The organism is Marinobacter sp. CHS3-4 (assembly GCF_030053415.1).
Lineage (GTDB): Bacteria > Pseudomonadota > Gammaproteobacteria > Pseudomonadales > Oleiphilaceae > Marinobacter.
This window is the reverse complement of the sequence record NZ_JASGBJ010000001.1, coordinates 411456-434402: the sequence shown is the minus strand read 5'-3', so window position 1 is coordinate 434402 and position 22947 is coordinate 411456. Positions and strand designations below refer to the sequence as shown.

20 protein-coding genes are annotated in these 22947 nt (G+C 58.2%); 3 read left to right on the top strand and 17 right to left on the bottom strand.

All coding sequences use genetic code 11. The annotated features are described in order from the left end of the window. Nucleotides 1-2: 2 nt before the first annotated feature. The 15 genes from tssM to QLQ17_RS01945 form a co-directional block, all read right to left on the bottom strand. Nucleotides 3-3599 (bottom strand): type VI secretion system membrane subunit TssM, encoded by a 3597-nt coding sequence (gene tssM / locus QLQ17_RS02015; RefSeq protein WP_283207865.1) that lies wholly within the window; start codon nt 3597-3599, stop codon nt 3-5. A 23-nt stretch (nt 3600-3622) separates the two neighbouring features. Next, a complete protein-coding gene (gene tssA / locus QLQ17_RS02010; protein WP_283207864.1) occupies nt 3623-5062 on the bottom strand; it encodes a type VI secretion system protein TssA in 1440 nt (479 codons plus the stop codon). A gap of 10 nt (nt 5063-5072) precedes the next feature. Next, nucleotides 5073-5729 carry a type VI secretion system-associated protein VasI gene (gene vasI, locus QLQ17_RS02005; protein WP_283207863.1) on the bottom strand — a complete coding sequence of 219 codons (657 nt, stop codon included), beginning with the start codon at nt 5727-5729 and terminating at the stop codon, nt 5073-5075. Then, complete coding sequence (locus tag QLQ17_RS02000) at nt 5726-7291, bottom strand: sigma-54 interaction domain-containing protein (protein WP_283209032.1); 1566 nt, start codon at nt 7289-7291, stop codon at nt 5726-5728. The genes vasI and QLQ17_RS02000 overlap by 4 nt, the downstream gene beginning before the upstream one ends. Nucleotides 7292-7462: 171 nt before the next feature. Then, complete coding sequence (gene tssH, locus QLQ17_RS01995) at nt 7463-10084, bottom strand: type VI secretion system ATPase TssH (RefSeq protein ID WP_283207862.1); 2622 nt, start codon at nt 10082-10084, stop codon at nt 7463-7465. Between the two features lie 10 nt (nt 10085-10094). Then, nucleotides 10095-10919, bottom strand: coding sequence for a type IVB secretion system protein IcmH/DotU (icmH, locus tag QLQ17_RS01990; protein ID WP_283207861.1), 825 nt, complete (start codon nt 10917-10919; stop codon nt 10095-10097). A 13-nt stretch (nt 10920-10932) separates the two neighbouring features. After that, nucleotides 10933-12267 carry a type VI secretion system baseplate subunit TssK gene (gene tssK / locus QLQ17_RS01985; protein ID WP_283207860.1) on the bottom strand — a complete coding sequence of 445 codons (1335 nt, stop codon included), beginning with the start codon at nt 12265-12267 and terminating at the stop codon, nt 10933-10935. Next, nucleotides 12267-12800, bottom strand: coding sequence for a type VI secretion system lipoprotein TssJ (gene tssJ / locus QLQ17_RS01980; protein WP_283207859.1), 534 nt, complete (start codon nt 12798-12800; stop codon nt 12267-12269). The genes tssK and tssJ overlap by 1 nt, the downstream gene beginning before the upstream one ends. Next, entirely contained in the window at nt 12797-14119 is a 1323-nt protein-coding gene (gene tagH, locus QLQ17_RS01975; protein WP_283207858.1) for a type VI secretion system-associated FHA domain protein TagH, read from the bottom strand. The genes tssJ and tagH overlap by 4 nt, the downstream gene beginning before the upstream one ends. Nucleotides 14120-14142: 23 nt before the next feature. After that, nucleotides 14143-15159 carry a type VI secretion system baseplate subunit TssG gene (gene tssG, locus QLQ17_RS01970; protein ID WP_283207857.1) on the bottom strand — a complete coding sequence of 339 codons (1017 nt, stop codon included), beginning with the start codon at nt 15157-15159 and terminating at the stop codon, nt 14143-14145. Next, nucleotides 15123-16895 (bottom strand): type VI secretion system baseplate subunit TssF, encoded by a 1773-nt coding sequence (tssF, locus tag QLQ17_RS01965; RefSeq protein WP_283207856.1) that lies wholly within the window; start codon nt 16893-16895, stop codon nt 15123-15125. Before tssF ends, tssG begins: the two co-directional genes overlap by 37 nt. A 270-nt stretch (nt 16896-17165) precedes the next feature. Continuing rightward, nucleotides 17166-17603, bottom strand: a complete 438-nt coding sequence (gene tssE / locus QLQ17_RS01960) for a type VI secretion system baseplate subunit TssE (protein WP_283207855.1) — start codon at nt 17601-17603, stop codon at nt 17166-17168. 3 nt (nt 17604-17606) lie between these two features. After that, nucleotides 17607-19088, bottom strand: a complete 1482-nt coding sequence (gene tssC, locus QLQ17_RS01955; protein ID WP_283207854.1) for a type VI secretion system contractile sheath large subunit — start codon at nt 19086-19088, stop codon at nt 17607-17609. Between the two features lie 77 nt (nt 19089-19165). Then, on the bottom strand, nt 19166-19666 hold the full coding sequence (tssB, locus tag QLQ17_RS01950) for a type VI secretion system contractile sheath small subunit (RefSeq protein ID WP_283207853.1): 501 nt from the start codon (nt 19664-19666) through the stop codon (nt 19166-19168). 179 nt (nt 19667-19845) lie between these two features. Continuing rightward, a complete protein-coding gene (locus tag QLQ17_RS01945; protein ID WP_283207852.1) occupies nt 19846-20337 on the bottom strand; it encodes a DUF4442 domain-containing protein in 492 nt (163 codons plus the stop codon). Nucleotides 20338-20500: 163 nt separating this feature from the next. On the opposite strand from QLQ17_RS01945, the gene QLQ17_RS01940 reads away from it, so the two are divergent. Together QLQ17_RS01940 and QLQ17_RS01935 are read left to right on the top strand one after the other, a co-directional pair. Then, on the top strand, nt 20501-20761 hold the full coding sequence (locus tag QLQ17_RS01940; protein ID WP_283207851.1) for an acyl-CoA-binding protein: 261 nt from the start codon (nt 20501-20503) through the stop codon (nt 20759-20761). A 141-nt stretch (nt 20762-20902) separates the two neighbouring features. Then, nucleotides 20903-21214 carry a site-specific integrase gene (locus QLQ17_RS01935; RefSeq protein ID WP_283207850.1) on the top strand — a complete coding sequence of 104 codons (312 nt, stop codon included), beginning with the start codon at nt 20903-20905 and terminating at the stop codon, nt 21212-21214. A gap of 20 nt (nt 21215-21234) precedes the next feature. Here QLQ17_RS01935 and QLQ17_RS01930 read toward each other — a convergent pair whose 3' ends face one another. Both QLQ17_RS01930 and greB read right to left on the bottom strand, forming a co-directional pair. Next, complete coding sequence (locus QLQ17_RS01930) at nt 21235-21735, bottom strand: hypothetical protein (protein WP_283207849.1); 501 nt, start codon at nt 21733-21735, stop codon at nt 21235-21237. Nucleotides 21736-21898: 163 nt separating this feature from the next. After that, nucleotides 21899-22393, bottom strand: coding sequence for a transcription elongation factor GreB (gene greB / locus QLQ17_RS01925; protein ID WP_283207848.1), 495 nt, complete (start codon nt 22391-22393; stop codon nt 21899-21901). Nucleotides 22394-22647: 254 nt separating this feature from the next. On the opposite strand from greB, the gene QLQ17_RS01920 reads away from it, so the two are divergent. After that, nucleotides 22648-22935 carry a hypothetical protein gene (locus QLQ17_RS01920; protein WP_283207847.1) on the top strand — a complete coding sequence of 96 codons (288 nt, stop codon included), beginning with the start codon at nt 22648-22650 and terminating at the stop codon, nt 22933-22935. Nucleotides 22936-22947 lie beyond the last annotated feature (12 nt).

The following is a 22947-nucleotide window of genomic DNA, read 5'->3' as shown; positions in this document are numbered from 1 at the left end:
GTTTAATACAGACTGCGCGGTATCTGGTACCCCGCCAATAGCTCCTGTGTGAACGGGTTGGTATTACTGCCCGCGTGCAAACGATAGCGCATCTCACCATCGTCCAGTGCAAACCGCACGTCCACGGAGCTGCTACTCACACCAGTGATATCTGCCTCGTCCAGCAGCCGGAACAGGGCCCAGGGGCCGTTCTCTGACATACTCCGGGGCGAACGGTTTACCTCTGTTGGCACCAGAGTGATTCGGCTTTCCACGGAGTCCCGCAAGGTATTGGGCCAGACCAGCGGAATGCTCTGCCGCGGTCCATGGCTGAATTCCACCAGTTGGCCGTCCACATTCATCACGCTGCGGCGCTTGTTCGACGACAGGTGTGTGGGTTCCAGGGCAAATTCCACGTCCAGCGAACCACTGCGGGTAAAGAACGCACGACGGATTTCCTCGGCTTTTTCGAGAGCGCGAATGACGTCCTTGCGGACCAGGCTGGCACGCTGGGAACCTGCAATGTGTTCCGGGTGATCTTCCAGGAACAGTTTGAGGTTGTCGGCGTAGAAGCGGTCCAGCACTCCGTCAGGCGCAAAGAACCGCTCGAAGTCCTGCAACGCTGCGTCACGTCCGGCACCTGCATTGAACGGATAGTGTCTCGCCAGACTCTGCTGGAAGGGTTGATACACTTCTTGATACCACTGCCGCTCCAGTTGCGCGACTGCCTGATCCAGAACCACTCGCCAGCTTTCGGATGCGAGTTTTTCCAGCATTCGGTCCAATGGCGCTGGCTGATTCGCAGCCACACGCTGCAGTGTGAAAATCGGATCGGCGCCCTGAAGCCCCATACGGGCGCGGGCTGCAGACAAGGCAGCCTTGCCTCGATCCGGTGCCTCCTGAATGTTGCGCAGGTAAATATGCAGGCTTTCTACCACCTCCATCACCTGATCGAGATCGCTAGGCTCGTCCCCTTGCTGCTTCAGTAGCTCATTGAGATCGGTGAACTGGCGTTCGATGTTTTGAACCATCTGGAAATGGGTGGACTGCTCAAGCACTTCCCGTGCAGCATCCGTGGCTTCCGAACCACCCGGGATCAGTTGGGTGTTCGCCGTCACGTTCGCCAGCAGCTGGTTCAGCGGTTCGTGGCCACTGGTCAGGCTCTCCAGTACGCGGACACCGTGGTTCAGGTCGCTAAAACTCTGAACGTCCAGACGGCTGAGGGCCTCACGCCAGCGGTGGGCGTACTTCTCTGCGTATATGAGTTGCAACTCGGTTCGCAGGCGGGCCTCGTCGGCTTCGCTGAAGTCCACGTCGTTGCGGCGGCCCAGTACCCAGGCATCGATCAGGGCCAACTCGGTAACGGAATCGGATTTACGAAGGAACCAGGAATCCATGCCCTCGCGAGTTAGCAGGGAGGGAATCTGGGTCGGATCCTGCTCGGCCAGTTGCTCCTCGCTCAATGGCTCGCCGTATTCGTCCATGCGGACAAAGACCGTACTGAACGCAGGACCGGACTCACGAGCCAGGTCCATGGGCGCGCGAAAATTCTGCGCCGCTTCAATTTCCAGATCCCGGTAAACCCGTTCCGGCGTGGCTATCCGGCCCAATTCGTGCTGCGCCCACTCTACGCTGCTGCGGAAAGGCGCAAGGGCGAGATCAGCGGTCTGATCACCTTCTTTGACTCGCGCGTTCAAATCGGTGTGCTCCAGAGCATAATCCAGATGACTCACCAGCCGCTGCTGAAGGTCCCGCTGAGCAGGAAACGCCTGCTGCCAGTAATCCCGCATATAGCGGCGGACAATATCAGAGCGGCGGCCGCTGGCATCGTAAAGCATGCGCAGGACGCGAAGATGATCCAGGCGCTCAGAGCTCAAATCCGGTGCGTCGCTCATCTCTTCCATCACACCCATCATCAGAGCCGGCATGAACTGATAGGCCAGAATATCCAGATAGGACTTTTCCACTTCCGGACCCACTTTATGGCCCTGGTAAAGTCCCATATCGGCCACGACTGCAGGCTCACTGCGATAGTCGCCGAAGGCCAGCGTGGCCTCACGAAGCTGATCCAGCGGCTCCAGCAGGCTTCGACCGGTCGTATCGGGATCGTAGCCCGCGGGGCGCCAGTTGTTGATAAAGCTTTCAACGCCGTTCTCTACCGCCATCGCGGCATTGGCGTTCTGAATGAAGTAGTGTTGCCAACCCGCCGTCATTCCCACGCCGGATGCAATCGCAACCACGGCAGCCACCGCCAGGCCACGCCGGCGGCGGGCCGTGACTTTCCGGTTGTCTCCCGCCAGCCCGGCCTCGCGATAGATAACGCTTGGAAACAGGGTTTCGGTGAACAGGCTTGCCGATTGGCCGCTGCGCTGGGCCGGCTGGATGGGTTCTGCCAGGCCATAGTTGTCTGCCGCCGCGGACACAAACGCATCTTCCGGAACGCCTTCCTGCAGTACAGACGTGAAATAGGCACCGCGCACCAGTGCCGGTGTGGAAAACGCATCGGCCGACAACAGATCGGCCAGGAATTTTTCCAGCGCCGGTTTCAGGCCTGCCATCTGGCGAGTGAAGGAATAGGCCGCCGCCCGTTCTTCCGCATCCCTGGTGTTCGCCAGCACGTCTGGCAGGCGGTCGTTCAGGCGCTCAACCATGGCGGAAAAGCTCTGCTCGAATTCGTTAAGCCAATCGTCAGGATCGCGCTGGCTTTCCAGGGAGAAGGTGCAGCCCAGAGGCTGGGCTTTCTCGTCTTTATTCAGGGTCTTGGCGAAGGGCGCAAAACCGTACATCAAATCCAGCTTGGTGAAGGTGATGTACACGGGCAGCCGGGACCCCAGCTGTTCCATCAGTTCCCGCAGACGGGTACGCAGAAGGATTGCCTGAGCCTGGCGCTGCGATGCACTGCCCTTGCAAAATCTGGCCAGATCGACGGTGAGCACAACGCCGTTCAGTGGGCGTTGCGGTCGGTTACGCTCCAACCAGCTGACGAAATGATTCCACAGTCGTTGCTGAAGTTCGCTACCGGCACGCCCCTGGTCCGCGTTCTGGCTCAGCAGTTCGCCGTCCGGGTCGATCAGTACGCCGTTGTCGCCGACCCACCACTCAAAGCCATAGGGATTGCGCTCGGTGTGCGCGTTACGTGTCACATTGGTCAGCGTGTAGGTCTGGCCGGAACGTTGAATCAGGCTGCTTTTGCCCGCGTCTTCCAGGCCCATCACCAGATACCAGGGCAGTTTGTAGACGCCCTTGCGCCCCGGCAGGTTGCGTTTAAGCTCCGCCAGACGTTTGTCCAACATCCGCTGCTGGCGACGTTCCAGGGGCAAAATCGGGTCTTCCTCTTCCCGCTTTTCCTCCGCCTTGGACACGTTGACCTTTTTCAGTTTGCGAGCCAGCACCACGCCCCAGATCATGGCCATCAGAAGCACCACGCCCAGAGTGACCAGTGCCCGCATCTGCCAGGCCGCCAGCGGGTACTCGCCGTCAATCTCCAGGCGCGGCCCCAGCCACCAAGTGGCGACCAGCAAGGCGACAACACCCAGAGCCAGTGTGATGGGCATAGCGCTGCGCAGATAGGGCAGAATCCTTCGTCCGATGAGTAGGGCTTGTCTCCACATGGTGTCCATTCCTGTTTCGTCAATCGTGTCTGTTATGCAAGCCGGTCGAGGCGGGCCAGCAGGCCCGGTTCCCAGTCACCGAGAGTCATGTCGCGGGTCTGATCCCGCAGGTCCTGAACCTGCTGTTTGGCCAGGCTTTTCATACCACTGTCTTTCATCAGCTGGCTGCTCATCAGGCGCCAGTAGAACCGATCCCTGGGTTCCCGAGCGCCTTCAAGACCTTCTTCCAGCAACTGCATGGCCGGCGCCAAACCGTTCTGATCCAGCGTCCCTTTTGCGTCTTCGTAGGCACTTTCCCAGGGGCTGGCACTGCCGCCCCCGCTGCCTTTGGCCGGGCCGCTGAACAGCCAGTCGGCTGCGGCTTTTGGCAGAAACGGAGTACCGTCGTTAAACGTGGTCTCCGCCAATTCCGGTAACCGGTCAACAAAGCGTTTGACGGCCTGACGAATGCCCTCGGCGCACTCGTGATAACCCAACGCAGTCGCCACCTGGGCGCTTAACCAATGGCCTTCCAGCCAAAAAGGGCTGACCGACAGACTTTGCTCAATGCGTTGCCAAAGCGCCTGATCCGGTGAACTACCCAGCGCTTCACGGTAGTCGGACACCCGATCCGCACTCACCGCTGCCAGATCCGTTTTTACGCCATCTTTCGTGGGTGGAACCGACGTAATCGTCTGCCAAAGCGCGTAACGCCGGAGCTGGTAACCAAGCGGCTCCGAGGGACTCAGCTCGGTCAGAAGATCCGCCACTTTCAAGAGGCTCTGACGCATGGATCGCTCATTGGACGAATCCAGCGTCAGATTGCCCAGTGAGGCCGAACTGGACCCACTGGTCTGTGACGGGCTGTCCTCTCGACTTGCACCGGCTGAACTCGTCGACTCCGACGGCGTGGCTTTCGACGGGGCCGGCGCCTCAGCGGGTGACGGCAGTTTCTCTACCGCACGGCGCAAGTCAAACAAGCCATCGTCTGGCAATTCGTGCTCGCTGGCCTGTTCCTCCAGCTTCGAAAGCAGGGTCAAACAATAATCCCGGCCATCCCCGACACCCGGATCGAAAGTGATGGTCGAGACTTCTTTCTGTGCCCGTTGAAGCATCTGTGTGAACAGCATTTTGCGGGCACGTTTGCCCTTGTCGCCCGGATACGGCCAGGCCTCTTTCCACCAGCTGTCCAGCACTCGATGCAGCAACAACAGGGACAGCGCGAACCTCTCTCCGTCACCGCCCCGTTGCAGGGTGAGCATCAGGAAACCGAGGACTTTCAGATCTTTGCTGGTGTCGGTCAGCAGGCGCAGGGATTCGCTTTCTACCTTGCCCCACTCGACGCCGGTATGGGCCAGCGAGCCGACTTTCATGATTTCGTTGTCCAGGAATTCCATCGTGTCGTTTTCAGCCAGGTTTTCACCGGCTGGCGAACCGCCCGGTAAGGGCGCCAGAACCTGTTCAACGTACGGGTGCTGTTCTACTGCTTGCATGACGAATTCCTTACCAACCGCAGGCTTCGCGCAGCGGCTTGAGGGTGTGACCAAAGTCCTTCAGATCGAACACCAGCCCGTCGACCCGGCTATTGGACGAGGCAAGGGTAACGCTCTGTTCGCCAGACATATCCAGAATAGTGCGAATCGCGGGCAGCCCGCGGCCGCCGCTGACCACGTAACCCTCATCCCGCACCCGCCACATTTGCTGGCCCTGGCCAAAATCCATGGTGAGCCGTTCGTCGTCGATCTCATCCGGCAGCATCAGAGACAGCTCAGTGATGTTGTTGTGGCACTGAATCGTCAACAACGGCCTCGGCGGTGTCGAGCCAAGTGCGCTGAGTGTCATCAGATGGCCTGAAATATGGCCGGTGTTCCGATACATGGGGCCGTCACCCGGCTGGCGACGCTGCTCCTGGGCAAATGCCTGGCGCCAGCGCTCTGGCTGTTGGCCGCTCATCGCTTCGGTCATGGCAATGATAATCGGCGTGCCAAACACGTCATCAAAGCAGGCCAGCCGTTGCAGGCGCTGAACTTCGGAAGTGCATTTTTCGGCGGCTTCCAGCTGTTTGCTGATTTCACCCAGAGCCACACCCGGAATCATCACAGAACAAAAGACGGCCGCTGCCACAGCCATGAAAAACTGGTTCTTTGTTATCACTCTCATACTTCTGTTACCTGATACTTCAGACATTTGTGGGCCAGCGTTCGCTTGGGCAGGCCGAGGCTTTCTGCCGCCTGCGCACGATTGCCGCCGTACTGGCGCAAACGCTCGCGGATGATGGCCGCCTCATAGGCCTGGGAGGCCGCTCGCAGATCAAAAATCTCATCGGCGGGGGGAATGCCCGCCAGACTGCCGTTGGATTCCTCAGCTCCAAAACAGCTTTCCTGGCTCGGAAACAGATCATCCAGGCGCAGGACTTCCGGCTGAATATCATCTCCCACCGGAGTTTGCAGGCAGGCAAATTCAATAATGTTGCGCAGTTCCCGGGCGTTTCCGGGAAAATGGTAGCCGGACAACAATTTCAATGAATGGCTGCTGATGCCCATGGGGCCCGAACCTTCACGTGCGGTGTATTCGCGAATGAAATGGCGACACAGGGGCTCCAGGTCGTCCGGGCGATCCCTGAGCGGAAGTACCCGCAGGGGAAACTGACTGAGACGGAAAAACAGGTCTCGTCTGAAACGGCCATCTTCAATGCATTGGCTCAGCGGCTGGTGGGTCGCCGCGACCAGGCGAAAATCGGAATGCTGTTCCTGTTGAGCACCCAACGGACGGAAGTGCCGGCTTTCCAGCACCCGCAGCAATTTGGACTGCAGGGCCATGGGCATGTCGCCAATTTCGTCGAGAAACAAAGTGCCGCCGTTGGCCTGCGCCAATAGCCCCTCCTTGGCACGGTCGGCACCGGAAAAAGCGCCTTTGGTGTGACCAAAGAGTTCGCTTTCCAGCAATGAATCGGGGATGGCTGCACAGTTAACCACCACCATGGGACCCTCCGCGCGATCCGAGAACTGGTGAATGCCTTTGGCCACCAGGTCTTTACCGCAGCCAGTTTCGCCCTGCACCAGCACCGCGAGCTGACTGCCAGCGGCGCGGACAATCTGGGACCGAAGATCGGTCATGGCCATGGAGCTGCCCACCAGAGTGTCTGCCAGCTGCTGGCAACGCTGACGCATGGATTCCGCGTCGTGCAGATTGTCCAGCGAGCGCTTCAGCAGCCGGCGCTGCCAGACATGATCACTGCTTCTGAGCTGGCTGACCCACTGATGAGCCAAGAGAGTGAGCAGGCCGCGATAGAGAGGCTGGCCGGTGATGCCGCTCCAGTCCGGTTCTTCATTACACAGCACCAGGATGCCCAGGGTACGGCCGTCTTCGCCCGTGATCGGCTCGAGCCAGAAGGAACGCGGGCGACCGCTGGCGTCTACCATTGCCTGAAAACCGGCGTGGTCCAAACGGTAGCTGGCCGCACGGGACAGTTCCCTGGCCTTGCCTTGCTGAATCAGGTGGGCAAAGGGGTGGCTGAAGTCCCCGCAGTCGAACTCGCCCTGCTCGCCCAGTGCGGCACACTGCAGGTTTCTACCACTGAGGTCGAGCTCCAGCGACCAGCAGCGGGTCAAGCCAAAGGTGTTCTGCAGTTGCCGTGAGGCGACTTTTAGCAGGTCTGGCAGGCTTTCCTGCCGGAGCAGTTCAACCGCCAGGTCTATGCCGGTGTGCAACTCCGTTTGCATCCGTCCCATTCTTTTTGTTCCCTTTTGCTTGTTCCCTAGGACCGCGGTCCATGCGGCTTCCTTTCCGGAAAAACGCTATGAATACGTCCGTGTACGCTCGGGCTCCGCCATCCATGGCTCCGCACGTTTTCCAGAAAGGAAGCCGCACGGCCCGCTCCTTTTGAGTTGGCTTTAGGCAACGGTTCCCGTGAACTGAGTGTCTTCCACACCCAGCGTGACCTTGGTCACTGGCTCCTTCGCCGCCAGCTTTTGCAACAACGCCAGCGACACCGGTGGCAACAGTTCACCCTCAATGATCGACTCCAGCATCCGAGCACCGTTTTCACTGCGGGTGGCCCGGCTGCGGATGGCTTCGACCAGTCCATCGGCCAGTTCCACTTCGGTCTGGTAGCGCTCACCAATCTGTGTAGCCAGACGGCCGAGTTTGTCGGCGACGATTCGGTTGAGCGTGTCTTCGCCGAGCGGCAGGTAAGGCACGACTTCCATGCGTGCCAATAGCGCCGGTTTGAAGAAGTCCGCGAGTTCCGGATACAGCGCTTCTTCGATCTTTTCCGGCTCATCGGCGTGCTTGACGATGGTCTGGTAGCCGAGGTTCGAGGTCAGGAAAAACACCACATTCTTGCAGTCGATCAGGCGGCCCTCGCCGTCGGCCAACTCGCCTTTGTCGAAGGCCTGGTAGAACAGGTTGAGCACTTCCGGGTGAGCTTTTTCCACTTCGTCCAGCAGCACCACCGAGTAGGGTTTCTGGCGGATGGCTTCGGTGAGAATGCCTCCTTCGCCAAAGCCCACGTATCCGGGCGGCGAACCGATCAGGCGCGAAACGGTGTGCTTTTCCTGATACTCGGACATGTTAATGGTGGTCAGGAACTGGCGGCCGCCGTAGAGAAGTTCAGCCAGCTGGACCACGGTTTCGGTTTTGCCCACACCGCTTGGGCCTGCCAGCAGGAAGGCGCCCATGGGACGGCCCGGACGACGCAGATCCGCGCGGGCGGTGAGCAGGTGCTGATGCAAAGCTTTGATCGCCGCGTCCTGGCCCTTGATGTGGGCTTGCAGGTACACCGGCAGATGCGTGACTTTTTCCAGTTCGTCAGCAGTCATGCGATTGACCGGGATGCCGGTCCAATCGGCAATGACTTCGGCAATCTGGCGGGCATCGACCCGGGCGTGAACCAGGGGTTCGTCCGCCTGCATCTCAGCCAGTTCCTGTTCGATGGCGCCCGCTTCGCTTTTCAGATCCGGGGTTTCTTCATTGGTTTCCGGCGTTTGGTCTTCGGCGACTTCGTCTCCTGCCAGCAGTTGCTGACGAATGTCCACCAACCGTGACACCAATTGGCGCTGATCCTCCCAGCGTTGTTCCAGGCTGCTGGCTTCGGTACGCAGATGTTCCAGCTTTTCCACCAGTTCCGCTTCGCGAGTCAGGTCGACGCTCTGGCCGAGGGTCTGTTCGCGGTTCAGCAGCTCCTGTTCCATCGCCAACTGATGCAATTCGCTACGGACATGGCTCAGGCGGCGTGGCGGTGTGCTCAGGTTCAGGCTGACGCGGGCGCAAGCGGTATCCAGCACATCGATGGCTTTGTCCGGTAGCTGACGACCGGCGAGGTAGCGGGCCGACATGTCGGCGGCGGCCTTCAGGGCGCTGTCGGCAATCAGCACCTGATGGGACTGCTCATACACCGTGCGAAGGCCGCGCAGGATGTGAATCGCCTGCTGTGGGCTGGGTTCGTCCAGCGCCACTGGTTGAAAACGGCGGCTGAGCGCCGGATCTTTCTCGAAGTATTTCTTGTATTCCCGCCACGTAGTCGCGGCGATGGTGCGTAACTCGCCTCGTGCGAGTGCCGGCTTGAGCAGATTGGCAGCGTCTGAGCCACCTTCGCTGTTTCCGGCACCGATCAGCGTATGGGCTTCGTCGATGAACAGGATGATCGGAGTGGGAGAATCTTTCACCGCTTCGATCACGCCCTTCAGGCGCTTTTCAAATTCACCTTTCACCGACGCACCGGCCTGAAGCGCGCCCATGTCCAGAGTCCATAGTTCCACACTCGCCAGGCGCTCCGGCACATCGCCATTCACGATTCGCAGGGCCAGGCCCTCCACCACGGCGCTTTTACCCACACCCGCATCACCGACGACAATCGGGTTGTTCTTGCGGCGACGGCAGAGGATATCGATCATCTGGTCGATTTCCTCGTCCCGGCACATCACCGGATCCAGGGCTTTATCACGGGCACGCTGAGTAAAATCCGTGGCGTAACGCTTCAGTGGATCCATATCCACGTGTGCCTGAGCAGCAGCGGACGGGCCATCTTCGGCCTTCGACTGTTCAACAGAACCTTTGGTCATGCGGTCAAACTGGCGGCGGAGCTGCTCACGATTGATGTCTTTCAGTTTCTGGCTGACCTGAGGCATCAGATAGCGATCGGCGTTCATCAGAAGCGCCAGCATGACCGCACCGGAACGAAGCTGCGTGTGACCCAGCTCGGTAGACGCAATCAGCCAGGCGTCCTGAAGCAACTCGATCAACAGCGGCGAAAATGACGGGTATTGTTCAGCCGTTTGCGGCTCGCCGTTCAGGCTTTCCCCAACCACCGGTTGCAGAGTCAGCGGGTCAAGGTCGTTGGTTTCCAGTATCTGGCGCACGTCCGAAAACGGCGTATCCAGCAACTTGAACAGCAGATGGGCCGGGGTAATTTCCGCACCCTGACGGCTGATGCACAGTGCCGCAGAGGATTCCATTCCCTGACGGCAAATCTCGTTAAGGCGCCCGATCAGCGCCGGCAGTTCTACCCGAATCACAGTGATCTCCTTATTTCGGGAGTTGTTCCAGTACGCTGAGCACATCCGTGATGCGTTCGTTCAGCGCCGTATTGTAGAGTGAGTACACACCGGCCATGGCCAGCACAAACAGTCCCCCGATGCTCCATAACGGAAGGCCGGTTCTCAGTCGATTGCGAGCCGGAGTCACATTGTCCAACGCGCTGGTGAGCGGCGGCCTTTCCTGGTCGCCGCGTAAGGCCTGAAGCTGCTCGTGCAGGCCGCGAATGATCTGTTCGTATTCGTCCCGGCCATTGGCCAGCACCTTGTAGCGCCCTTCAAACCCCAGGCACAGGCACAGATGGATGAACTCCAGCATGTCGCGATAGCGTTCCGGCTCCTGCTCCATGCGGGAGGTGATCGCAAAAACCTTCTCGCCACCCCAGGTCTCGTTGTGGAACCGGGACAGCAGGGAATGCTGGGACCAGACGCTGTGAGCGCCCCAATCTGTCCCTAATACCGCTTCATCAATGAACGCACAGAGCACGTAGCGATAGGCCACCACGGTTGAACGTTCATAGCCTTGCTCTACCAGCTCCCGATCAATGGCCGACACCTCGTCCACCACTTGCTGGTACAGGCGCGCGACGCCCTGAAAATCCGCCAGCCGACGCACGCGAATCACCAGGCCAAGTAGCGGTGTCGCCGCATCGATCAGACGATTGTCTTCCAGGCCTCTTAGCTGAAACTGGTCGTCCCCAAGGCCCGAATCATCCATACCGCCCTGCGCCTGAGTGTCGGAAAACAGCAGATCATGAAATGCGTTGTCGCCTTCCTTGACGTTGTTGGGTGAATCCATCACCGGTGCATCGGCCATGATTTAACTCCTGTTAGCTTCTGATTGCCCAGAACTGCATTTCCATGCCCGGGAAGCTGCCTGCCACGTGGAAGGCAAAGCCGCTGGCGTTGTCGAGCATCTGCCAAGCCTGGCTTTGCTCATCCAGGCGGAAGTACACAAACCCGGCATGGTAGGGCAACTGACGCGGCGCCACCGGCAAGGGCGACAATGGCACGCCTGGCAGTTGCAGGCTTATGAGGTCGCGGATCTTCTCCACCGACGCCACCTTGCACTGCTGGGTGAACTGCTTGCGCAGGTCGTCCAGCGGCATGTCGGCTTTCACCGCCAGAATGAATTCGGCGTTGCCGATCAACTGGGCGTCCTGAATCGGCGCGACTGTCAGGCCGTACTGTCGTTCCTGCAGCTGGATCGCCAGCGCACGCGGCTCAAGCACCGTACTCAGGGATTGACGCAGCACCTGCATCAGCGGCGCAAAGCTGTCTTCCGGCAGATCGTGATCGTAGGCGGTGAATTCCTGCGGCAGCCGGTTCTCATCGGTAAAGGTCACCAGTTCACCGCACAGTTCCAGCAATGCCTCGTAGAGCCGTTCCGGATGCAGTTGACGCAAACGGGCAATGTGCATGAAACGCGGATGGGCTCGGTTGAGCATTTGCAACAACATAAAATCGGCGACGTCCGCTACGCCGCCCTGCCCGGGAGCACCTACACGTTCGGCAATGTTCTTGGCCCGTTCACGCATTAAGCCGGCCATTTCGCCAACAAATCGCTGCAAACGTGGCGCGGCGCGGACGCTCAGCATAGTGGGCATGAAGTTAGGGTCCATTACCAGACTGCCGTCCGGGCGTTTCTCCAGAATGCGGCCGATGGCCAGCGCCGCATAGGCGCTGCGGTCTTCACGTTCCAGCATCAGGCGCGGGGATACCCGAGCTACATCGATGGCATGAGAATCACCGTCAATCGAGTGCAGATCCCGCACTTCTGAGCTCTGGGCGCGAAACCGGCCTGCAATCGCCGCTTCCGGCCATTCGACTTCGGCCAGGCTATCACTGCCCAGCGGCAGCGCCAGATACACCACCTGATTGGCCACCGAAGCATCGGTGATTTCCATCGGTTCCGGCATGACATCGTCTTCCGGCAAACAGAAACGGGTACCGTCCGGAAACAGACCACTGGCCCTCACCAGGCCCACCCGGCCAAAGCTCAGGTATTCGGCGTTCAGTTGCAGGTCGCTGAAGCCGTATAGAAAATCGGAAACCGCCAGGGCCCGTTCGTTAATCTGGTGTTCCAGATACCGTTGTTGTTGCTGAAAGTGCTGCGGCTTGATGAACAGGCCGTCACTCCAGACCACTCGATTCGTTACAGACATCAGGATTCATCCGATCTTCTGAGTTGAACTTCTCGGCCACGCAGGTTCACCAGCAGGTGATAGCGGCCGCCCACCGGATCCACTTCCACCACCTTTTTCCACTGAGACAGGTTGGGGTAGGCATAGAACGCAATCACGCCGATGAAACGGGTATCCTCGTCGATGTCGAACGGTTCAATGAACTTGAACTGGCCGGGCACCAGGGTGTAATCGCTGTGATCGATGTAGTTGCGGCCCAGTGACGGCTCCAGCTCACCCAGCAACTGGTCAAAATCGGCCGCCATCAGGCGCGAGCTGTCTCGCATTTCGATGATCTGAAAGGCGATCGGCGTTGGCGCCAGGGATTCGTTGGGGTTCACATCCGGCTCGGCCACCATGGTCAGGTCCACCCGGCTGGGCAGATCTTCCGGGTAACCCACGGGAATGTCCGGGTCCCACATCACCTTGGCGGTTTTGGTCACCGCGTTGTAGGGCGTGCTGCAGCCCATCACTAAAAAGATTGCAACCAGCAAACTCCATTTGCCGTACTTCATGACAGATCTTCCCTCTGTAGTTGGCGCAATTGTTGGTCGTAAGCCTGTTCAAATACTTCCTGGAACAGGCGCTCAAATCCCTGCTGACGACTGGAGCTCAGTTCGTCGTAGTAATGCTGGTACATTTCCCAGGCCCAACTGCCCTCAGGCTCATCGGTTTTGAGGCCGCGACGGTAACCATGGAAACGTCGCAGCAAAGCCTGCGGCGAGAACGCGTGCAGTATCGCGTCCAATCCTTCCCGGATTGCTTTCTGGGTCGCCAGCTGATGGTGATGAAGGCTTCTCAGGCTTTCACTCACTGCGGCTGGTGCAGAAAGATGCACCGGGCTGCGCTGACTGGCGAACAGGGTCTGTACCGTGTTGTCGTAGTCATCGCCCAGGCGCAATGGGTTGTCTTCGATCGGCTGAAGCCGGGTGCGAAGTGCCTGGTGGCGGCTGTCCTCGCCCTCATGAAGCGCCAAAAGACCTTCCACGGTGGCTTTCAGAGTCTGGCCCGCTTCTTCCAGAAACAGTCGCATGTCGTCGCTGTTTTCGAAGGCCAGGCTGGCATCCATGCCCCGCATCAGCGGCGCACCGCTGATATGCTCACGGCTGTGGTCGGCTGGCGCGCCGGCTCCAATTTTGGTCTCGGTGTCAGACATCCTGTCCTTTCCTCCTTGGCGGACCGGCAATCCCATTGCCACGTCCCGGTTTTCTCGGGTTTCATCAGCGACCGCGCCGCGGGCAGAGAACCATTCCGGCCGGCTCTCCAGCAAACCCTCCGTATCTTCACAAGCCATCGGTTGGCTGACCGTCGGCTCGGACCACGCCTGCATAGGGTCATCGCTGACGGCTTCGCCCGGAGCCTCTTTCAATTCATGCAGCGGTTCGTCTCCGGCGGTGTAGACCTGTCTTTCCGCAGCGCGGACCAGGTTACCTTCAGCCACATTGACCAGCGACAGGTCCTCCGCCTGTTCGTCCAGGGCATCGGCAGGTTGCCGGGCATCCAGCACTTCGGCCGTCAACTGGTAACGTCCAATGGTAATGGCGTCGCCGCTCTTGAGCCGGGCCCGGCGACCGCGACCGACCGGCTGGGTACCGCTATTGATGTAGGTGCGACCGCTACGGTCAATGAGGCAGAAACCGCCGTCTACAAACCGCACCTCGGCATGACCCGGAGCTGCACCGGTTCGATGGGAAGACAATCGCCAGGTATCACTCTCGCCACTGCCAATCGACCCACCACTCACACCGAACGCATGCTCACGGGACGCGCCGACAGCAACCTTGGTGGGATTGCTGATGGTCAGCTTCAGATGTCGCTTCGTTTGATGTTCCATATCACTGTCCTTGTGTGTTGCCACTAGCGACGAATCTGCAGTCGTACCACCGGCAGTTCACTCGCTTTTTCCGGTGTCACAAAGGAATTCCAACCGAGCCGGACGTCCTTTCCCAACGCCATGGGCCGCACATCCTTTTCGCGCATCTGCAGCTCCAGGTCGTAGGCCAGCTGTTCCCGGGTGACAAACTCCACCAGCTTCACCAGACGTTGATGTTCGGCACCGTCTGGCAAAAATTCCGCAAACCGATGACGATCCAGATTCCTGATTCGCAGAATAAACTTGCCGCTGCGGTCGCGGATGCCTGCACCTATCAGCGTATCGTTACCCAGGGTGGCGTTATTTCGGCCCAGGCAGGTCTGCTGATCGGCCGGAATATCCACCTGACGCAACACCCACTGTTCGATCTCTACACTGTCCAGATCAAAACAATGACCAATGATGCCGCTGACCACCTCCGGTGACCGGCTACGCCCGGCCATCAGGCCCGCGTATGCCAGCATCTTCGACCAGTTCACCGGCGTTGCTTTGCGAAGCTGCGGATCACCCAGACCAACCAGGGCAAAGATATGGTCTGAAAAGCCGTCCGACGCCTCCGGCTGGAAGCGCACGTAGTAGCGATATTTACGCCACGCCCGATGAAACAGGGTCACCAGCCGATGATTGAAAAAGTCCAGAAAATGTCGGCGCACACCCAGGTTCTGCCCAGCTTCCCAGGCCAGATCTTCCAGGTAGTAACCGGGAAGCGGCGACTGGGAACCGTGCAGGCCCAGAAAACTCACTTCCAGCTGATAAGGCGCATGCTCATGCTCCGGCGATGCGGCGGACACCACATCACTGCCCGGAAAACCCAGGCCTGCGGAGGCCGAGAACCGGATACGCTCCTGCTGGGGCTGCTCGTCCTGAGACCGCTCCAGATCGTCGCCGTGGTGCCGATGAATCAGATCCACCAGCTGGAAAAAGTTGTAGCGCCGCGCGTTGCCCAGAACGGGCTGCAATTCGGCTACATCAGCGGCTGTTGCCCTTGCTGTAACGTCCATGTGTACCATTCCTGGTTGTCTTCATTCACCACTTCCAGGTGGTGAAACGCATTGATACTGGCATAGAGCGCAAAGAACTGGCTGAGCACCGTGCCAAACAGATAAAGATCGCCTTCCGACGCGAAGGATTGCTGATCGAGCCGCATCACCGAGCGAATCCCTCGCACCGGTAGGCCTTTGATCATTCGATCAACAGGGTTGGTTTCAATACCCAGAATGCCCGCCAGCCGCTTCTGTGAAATGCGCTCTGCCTGGCGGTCCACCAGAGCACGGAAGTCATACACCCGCAACACCGTACGCAGCGCATCCACGTCCAGCAGCGACAGGTAGTTCAGCGACAGATTGGAAATCAGCGTCCACAGCAGGCTGCCGTCCAGCGTCGGCCGCAGGGTGTGGGTTGGCCGCGTAATATTGCTGAACGACGCGAACGCCGGCGTGCTTTCCGTGGCCATGGAAATTTCCCCCACGGCCAGTTGGTGGGGCAATTGACGATTGGTGCAGGTCAGTGTGAGCGACACCGCTTCCTGTCGGTTCATGCACTCAGACTCATCACCGCGCACAAAGGAAATGTAGTGATCAAACCCGTCGCCCCGAACGCTGTCCCTGGCCTTTACCCGGTAATAAAGCGCCTTGCGGCCACGATCCCGCTCGACCTCATGCTGGAAACTCTCGAACGCGGTATAAATTCGCGGCTCACCCAGCCCGGACCGGCCTTCCAGCCAGCCTTCTACCTGTTCGATGTTGAACACCTCGTAGTGCTCTGGCGAACGGCTGGACGGCGCGATGCGATACTCCGTCTGACGTCCGTTGAGATCCACAGGGTCCGCCTCGTGGGTGAACAGGTTGATGGCCGGCGTACAGTACAGCTGAAAGTTCTCGGCTCGGATCTTCACATCCGGCGGCAGAATACGGCTGAAATGGAACCGCAGGCTGATTTCGTCCGCCTGAACCGCTGGCAGCCTGGGCGCCAGACCCTGAAGGTCTACAAACCGGAAAGCCTCCGGGAAGCTCAGGTATTCCTGCAGAATCCGGTAGCCCGGATACGCGTTCTTTGGATACGGCAGCAAGGCTTCGTCGTTGGCAAAACCCACCGGCTGCAGCAGGCTGGATGGAATTGAATAGGTGGAATCGCCCACCTTCAGCTCCACTTTCTGCAGATAATGGTTCAGCCACAAATACAGAGTCTCGCCCACGTGGTTGTCACCGCCGAGATAGAACCGCAGCGATTCCAGACCAATGGACGACAGCGGCTGATCGGTGTGCAACGCCAGGTCCACGGTCACGGAAGACACTTCCCGGGAGTGCTCGGCGTGGGCATCGGCCACCGTCAGCGGAAACACATCGACCGCCCGACACGTGCGGAACCGGCACTGCGTCTGTCGACTGGCATCGCCGACGGGCCGGCTTTTGATTTCCGTGTGGCGCTCGACCCGCTGGCGCTCACTGATGGCGTGAAGCTGGGGATCAAAGCGCATGATGGTGCAGCTGGGCACCGGCCGCAGATAATTCGGCCAGAGCATGTTCAGCAGCGAATGGGTCAGCTCGGGGAATTCGTCCTCGACCTTTTCACGGAGTTTGCCGGTGAGAAAGGCAAAGCCTTCTAGCAGCCTTTCCACGTCCGGATCGGTACTTTGCTCAGACAGGAAGCGGGTCAGCTGAGGATGCGCATCGGCAAACTCCCGGCCCTGCAATCTGAGAAAGCTCAACTCGTCCCTGTAAAACCGATTCAACTTCATAGAACTACTACACCAAGTTCGATCGAGGGGGACGGGGATGCCTTTTCTGGCGGGAAAAAGGTGTCTGAGCAAAGCGAGTTCTTTTTCCCAGAAGAAAAGGCATCACCGTTCCCCTCTGGCACCGAGCTCAGGTCAGATGTGGCTCCCAAAAGACGCTCCTTCGGCCCATCCATGGGGCGCTTGGGCTCCGCCATCCTTGGCTCCGCACACTTTTGGGAGCCACATCTGCCCTGACCTCTCATCCCTGTCCGATAGCTACTGCTGGCGAATTCACATCACCCGGTAGTAGCGCTTGTCATCCAATAACAAATCGATGGTCGTTTTATCGTCCGCCGACCCAACCCGCAGGTAGACCGTCACCTGGAACCGCAGCTGCAATGGATCTGGCCCCTGGGGCATCGCCATTACATCCACCCGGCTCACGCGGGGTTCGAACTTTTCAATGCATTGCCGAATGGCGCCGCGAATACGAATGCTCAGGTCGTGGGTACCCAGCGTGGCGTCGTTGAAATCCACCAGACCCAGGTCCGGCACGCTCTGGCTGTTGCCCGGATGGGCGTTCAGCAATCGCACCAGATGGCGCTTGATGGAATCCACCACATGGGTGACGTCACCCATGCTCTGCCCCGCCGGCTCGGCAGCCTGCTCGAGTCGTTCAAACAGGCTGCCGCCCGAGGCCTGAACACCATTGTCGGCGTTCCCGAACACGGATTAATCCTTGTCCAGTCGGCCAACCAGTGACAGCTCGAAGTTCGCACCCATGTACTTGAAGTGCGGACGAACCGCCAGTGAAACGGAGTACCAGCCCGGATCGCCTTCCACGTCGGAAACCGTAACCTGGGCAGCCCGGAGCGGGCGGCGGCTGCGTACGTCGGCTGGTGGGTTTTCCTGATCAGCCACGTACTGGCGAATCCAGGTGTTGAGCTCACGCTCCAGGTCCTGGCGTTCTTTCCAGGAACCGATCTGCTCACGCTGCAGCACTTTGATGTAGTGCGCCAGGCGGTTCACGATCATCATGTAAGGCAGCTGCGTACCCAACTTGTAGTTGGTTTCCGCTTCCTTGCCTTCCTTGGTGTTCGGGAACTGCTTGGGCTTCTGCACCGAGTTCGCGGAGAAGAAGGCCGCGTTATCGCTGCCCTTGCGCATAGTCAGAGAGATAAACCCTTCGTCCGCCATTTCGTATTCGCGACGGTCCGTGATCAGCACTTCGGTCGGAATCTTGGCTTCCAGCTGGCCGAAGGATTCAAAGGTGTGGACCGGCAGGTCTTCCACCGCACCACCGCTCTGCGGGCCGATGATGTTCGGGCACCAGCGGTACTTGGCGAAGCTTTCGGTCAGTCGCGTGGCCAGCAAATACGCAGTGTTGCCCCACAGGTAGTGCTCGTGATCGCCGGAGACGTCTTCCTTGTAGTTGAAGCTGCGCACCGGATTTTCGGTGGGGTCGTAAGGCACTCGCAGCAGGAACCTTGGAGACGTCAGGCCCAGGTAGCGGGCGTCTTCGGACTCACGCAGTGAGCGCCATTTGGCGTATTTCGGCCCTTCGAAAACCGCGCTCAGCTCCTTGATGGCAGGCAGCTCCTGATAGCTGTCGACGCCGAAGAAAGTTGGTGCGACGGAAGACAGGAACGGCGCGTGGGCCATCGCCCCGACAGAGGACACGTACTGCAGCAGCTTCATGTCCGGCGTGGACGGGGTGAAGGCGTAATTGCCCACCACAGCGCCAACCGGCTCGCCGCCAAACTGGCCGTATTCGGTGGAGTAAATGTGCTTGTAGAAACCAGTCTGGGTGACGTCCGGCGCAAACTCGAAGTCTTCCAGCAGTTCGGTTTTGGTGGCGTGCAGGATGTCCACCTTGATGTTCTCGCGGAAATCCGTGCGGTCAACCATCAGCTTCAGGCCACGCCAGGAAGATTCCAGTTCCTGCAGCTTGGGCGCGTGCAGAATCTCATCCATCTGGGCGCTGATCTTGCGATCCAGCTCAACCACCATCTGGTCTACCAGCGCCTTGTTGACCGGCTGGCCTTTCTCGTCGCTTTTCAGCAGGTTGGAGATAAACGTTGCCACACCCCGACGAGCCACGTCGTAGCCTTCATCGGCCGGCGCCATACGGCTGTTGGCCATGACCTGGTCGAGCAACGACCCTTCGGCAACAGATTCGGAAGCAGCGCTTTGCTGCTCAGCAGTATCAGACATACCACATCCCTTCAGTACGTTTTAATCACAAAGTGAGAATCTGCCTTCAATGGCAGAGTTTGGACAAAGAACCCGGATTATTCGCCGCTTTCGTCCGTGGCCAGTTCCAGCTCTTTCAGGAGCTTGTCGCGGGCGTCGTCGCTGTCCAGCAGCTCCTGAAGTTTGGAGCGGAAGGAGGGCACATTGCCCAGCGGTCCTTTCAAAGCGACCAGCGCTTCACGAAGCTCAATCAGCTTCTTCAGCTCTGGCACCTGGCGGGAGATGCTGTCCGGGGAAAAGTCATCCAGAGTCTGGAATTCGAGATTGACCGGCAGGTCGTCGGCGTCATCTTCCAGCTTGTTGGTGACCGTCGTTGAGAGGCTCAGACCGGCTTCTGACATCACAGAACGGAAGTTGTTCTTGTCGACAGAAATGGCCTTGCGTTCTTCGATGGGAGTTTCTTCAGGCTGTCCCTTGAAATCACCAACCACGAACATCTTCAGAGGCAGTTCAGTTTCTGCCTGCTGATCACCGGTGGCGGGGACATACTTGATATTGATGCGCTCTTTCGGCGCGACGGAACCGTCTTTTGAAGACATGCGGGGCTTCCTTTGCTCTGTTCGTCCATGTGCAAGCGCTGCGGCTTGCGGTGTTACATCCCTTTGAACGCACCCTCCTGGCACGTTACGCCGCAAACTCTACACAGGAATCTGACATCACTCAAGCAAAGAATGGCCAGCCCCGGGCAAAAAAAGACCCGAGGCGAAATTTTGCTAACCTATCGACGTTTTGGCGTCCAGGCCCAGATCATTTCGATCTCGATGGGCTCTTTGTCTTCGCTGTCACGGATGGTGACAGGCACTGAGACATCGCCTTTCTCTTCGGTCAACATTCTCTGGCGCTGGGCATTGGTCAGATGGGCTTCCACGGTCATATCGCCCTTGGCGCGGCGGGTATACTCGGCGTGAACCGTCTTGATCACGGGAATTTTGTCATCCGGCACGTTCAGGCCTACCAGAAAACCGGTGGCCGATTCTGCCAGCAGCAGCGAACCAACCGCATGAACCCCCTTGATGTGATTTTGCACCCGGCGTTTGTTGGCCAGGGATATCACACAGCGTTCCTGATTCAATTGCTCAATCCGAATGCCGACTGTTCCGGTGAATGGGACGGCTTTGCCAAAGAACAATGACAGTGCCTTGGGCCTGGCGAATTCCGGGAGCCGATTGATCTTGGATACAATTCCGGCCAGCTGGTTGGTGGCAGGCATAAGTGTTCTCCTGATTCAGATACTGGATGCGCAAGATACCCCATCCGACCCGGCAATTGAACGGCGAAAACGGAACCCCGAGACAATGACGACCGTCCTGAGTCTGGCTATACTCTCTGGCCACCGTGTTTTACGGATTCATTGTCTATAAAAGGAACCTGACATGAGCGACCTGAAAACCCAGTTTGACGAAGCGGTCAATTACATCCAGAACGCCGAAGGCGACTTTCAGCCGTCCAATGAGATGAAGCTGGAATTCTATGCCCTGTACAAGCAGGCCACTGCGGGTGACGTTAGCGGCAAGCGTCCGGGCATGATGGACTTCGTGAACCGCGCCAAATACGACGCCTGGGCGGATCTGGAAGGCACTTCCTCTGAAGAAGCGATGCAGAAATACATCGACAAGCTGAACGCCCTCAAGTAACCAGAGCAATCGAAACTGGCGCAGCCTGAATCCAGTCTTTCAGGCTGCGCAAATAATCTGAATTTCATTTTGCGGCGGTAAAACGTTTGTCATAAGATGCGCGCACCATAACAACAATAAATCAGATGGAAGACGTAACTCATGGAGATTTCCCAGGCGTTGGAGCATTCCCAGCCAGGGCTTGTTGATCGTGTCACCACCGCCACGAAACAACACCAGCTTAATCAACGATCAGAACAGACCTACCTTCACTGGATTTCACGTTTTGTGCTCTTTCACGACCTGAAAGATCCGGCACTACTGGAATCACAGGATCAACAGGTATTTCTCGATTACCTGACATCACAGATGCAGGTTTCCAGGGCAAGGCTGAATCAGGCCAGGCAGGCGCTGGCCTTTCTCTATGCCGAAGTGCTCGATTCCCAGAAAGCAGGTGGTTTTGTTGCTGCCTGATCCCAGACCCACTCGCGCAATCAGCGCGTCGTAGTATTCGCGTTGAAAGTTTCGTAGGTGCGATTGGACTGAACCTGCGGGATAATCTGATAGGTATTGCCGCGAGTCTGGCCGGGAATGATTTTTGGGTTACTGAAATTGAATTCCACCGGGATTTCCGTGCGGCCTAGGTCCGTGCGCCTGTCTCTTGGCTGCAAGGCAAGAGGATCCAGATAAAAGTCCTCCTCCGTTCTTGGTCGCACTGGCACACCCGCCGCTGGTGCTTCAAGGCCGCCCTCAATGACCGTGTTGGCCAGAGACTCTTCTTCCAGAGACCGGAATGGAATGGTATCGATGGTCGTCCGTTCTTCGTAAGTGAACGCACCACCTTCGACTGCATTTTCACTGGTCTGTGCAACCACGAATGGCGACAACGCCACCACCGCCGCTGCCAAACCGATTGATATTCTGACTGTTTCGAATCCGCCCATGACACTTGCCTTATTTTTTCCCTGTCGTGCCTGTACTTCCATGTCTGACATGTACATGACTACCTATCAGGCTGACAATTTTTGATCAGTTTAGCGTCAATTTCCGCCGAAAACCTGTTCTATAGCCAGAATTGTGACACTCCTCACTAGTCACTCGGTGTGAGGAAGGGAACAAAAGGGGGCGTTAAATGGCGAAAAAGCGATCAGAAATCAATCACACGGCCCCTACGGGCGGTGTGTCATAACGGATATCAATAATGACGGTCTGCCTGAACCCTTCAGGCGTCCGAACACTCACTTCATCGTCAATCCGTTTACCGAGTAAGGCTCGGGCCATGGGCGAGTCAATGCTGAGATATCCACGAGAAAGATCGAATTCGTCTGGCCCCACTAACCGATATGTATGTACCGCGCCATCTTCGTTTTCAATTGTCACCCAGGCACCAAAGAACACCTTGTCACGATCGTCGGGCAACCGATCAACCACCGTCAGTTCGTCCAGACGCTTGGTGAGAAAACGAACCCTACGGTCAATTTCCCGCAATTGCTTCTTGCCGTAGATATACTCGGCATTTTCGGAACGATCTCCCAATGCCGCAGCCTCTCGCACAGCCTGGGTGACTTCCGGGCGCTTTTCTTTCCAAAGGAAGCGCAGCTCTTCGCGCAGAGCCTGTTCGCCTTCAGCAGTAATGTAGCGTGTTCTGGCCATAGTTCGTCTTTCTTTGGGACATAAAAAAACCCCGTTGATACGGGGTAAAGCTAGCGCTGTGCTGGAGGAAGACACAAGGGGGAAAGCGCTCCCTTGCCGCCTTGATTACCATTATGCACAGGCCACCTTACCCAGGTATGGCGCCGAGGTTACCGTTTCGTCAGAGCCTAATTAGGTTGCGCACCCTAGAGTTCCGCAGTAAATTGCCGCCAAATAACGCAACACTACCGTGTCACTTTGAAATGGGGATACTGATGAACACTCAACAATTGCTCAATACCGCTTTGAACGGCCTCGACCGCATCGGCTTTCAGCTTGACCAGTATGGCATCACCGGCAAGATCAACCGTCACAACCTGGCGGCGTTCGTCATGCTGGAACAGAAGCATCTGGAAGGTGAGTGGGACAGCCTACAAGCCAAGTTCAACCGTCGTCGTTCACAGATCGAAGGCGTACTGACTGCCATCGAAACCCGCACCGACCCACTGGTCAAGCCAATCGTCAGTCGCATCAACCAGTTCCGCGGCGTTTCCAGCAACTGATCCGGCTCGCGA

Excerpts from the sequence above, each read along its gene's own strand:
- QLQ17_RS01930 (WP_283207849.1), bottom strand. The coding sequence starts at position 21,735 with ATGTCAGACATGGAAGTACAGGCACGACAGGGAAAAAATAAGGCAAGT.
- greB (WP_283207848.1), bottom strand. The coding sequence starts at position 22,393 with ATGGCCAGAACACGCTACATTACTGCTGAAGGCGAACAGGCTCTGCGC.
- tssG (WP_283207857.1), bottom strand. The coding sequence starts at position 15,159 with ATGGACGTTACAGCAAGGGCAACAGCCGCTGATGTAGCCGAATTGCAG.
- tssB (WP_283207853.1), bottom strand. The coding sequence starts at position 19,666 with ATGTCTTCAAAAGACGGTTCCGTCGCGCCGAAAGAGCGCATCAATATC.
- tssF (WP_283207856.1), bottom strand. The coding sequence starts at position 16,895 with ATGAAGTTGAATCGGTTTTACAGGGACGAGTTGAGCTTTCTCAGATTG.
- QLQ17_RS01920 (WP_283207847.1), top strand. The coding sequence starts at position 22,648 with ATGAACACTCAACAATTGCTCAATACCGCTTTGAACGGCCTCGACCGC.
- QLQ17_RS01940 (WP_283207851.1), top strand. The coding sequence starts at position 20,501 with ATGAGCGACCTGAAAACCCAGTTTGACGAAGCGGTCAATTACATCCAG.
- QLQ17_RS01945 (WP_283207852.1), bottom strand. The coding sequence starts at position 20,337 with ATGCCTGCCACCAACCAGCTGGCCGGAATTGTATCCAAGATCAATCGG.
- tssM (WP_283207865.1), bottom strand. The coding sequence starts at position 3,599 with ATGGACACCATGTGGAGACAAGCCCTACTCATCGGACGAAGGATTCTG.
- QLQ17_RS01935 (WP_283207850.1), top strand. The coding sequence starts at position 20,903 with ATGGAGATTTCCCAGGCGTTGGAGCATTCCCAGCCAGGGCTTGTTGAT.
- vasI (WP_283207863.1), bottom strand. The coding sequence starts at position 5,729 with ATGAGAGTGATAACAAAGAACCAGTTTTTCATGGCTGTGGCAGCGGCC.
- icmH (WP_283207861.1), bottom strand. The coding sequence starts at position 10,919 with ATGGCCGATGCACCGGTGATGGATTCACCCAACAACGTCAAGGAAGGC.
- tssK (WP_283207860.1), bottom strand. The coding sequence starts at position 12,267 with ATGTCTGTAACGAATCGAGTGGTCTGGAGTGACGGCCTGTTCATCAAG.
- tssJ (WP_283207859.1), bottom strand. The coding sequence starts at position 12,800 with ATGAAGTACGGCAAATGGAGTTTGCTGGTTGCAATCTTTTTAGTGATG.
- QLQ17_RS02000 (WP_283209032.1), bottom strand. The coding sequence starts at position 7,291 with ATGCAAACGGAGTTGCACACCGGCATAGACCTGGCGGTTGAACTGCTC.
- tssC (WP_283207854.1), bottom strand. The coding sequence starts at position 19,088 with ATGTCTGATACTGCTGAGCAGCAAAGCGCTGCTTCCGAATCTGTTGCC.
- tssA (WP_283207864.1), bottom strand. The coding sequence starts at position 5,062 with ATGCAAGCAGTAGAACAGCACCCGTACGTTGAACAGGTTCTGGCGCCC.
- tagH (WP_283207858.1), bottom strand. The coding sequence starts at position 14,119 with ATGGAACATCAAACGAAGCGACATCTGAAGCTGACCATCAGCAATCCC.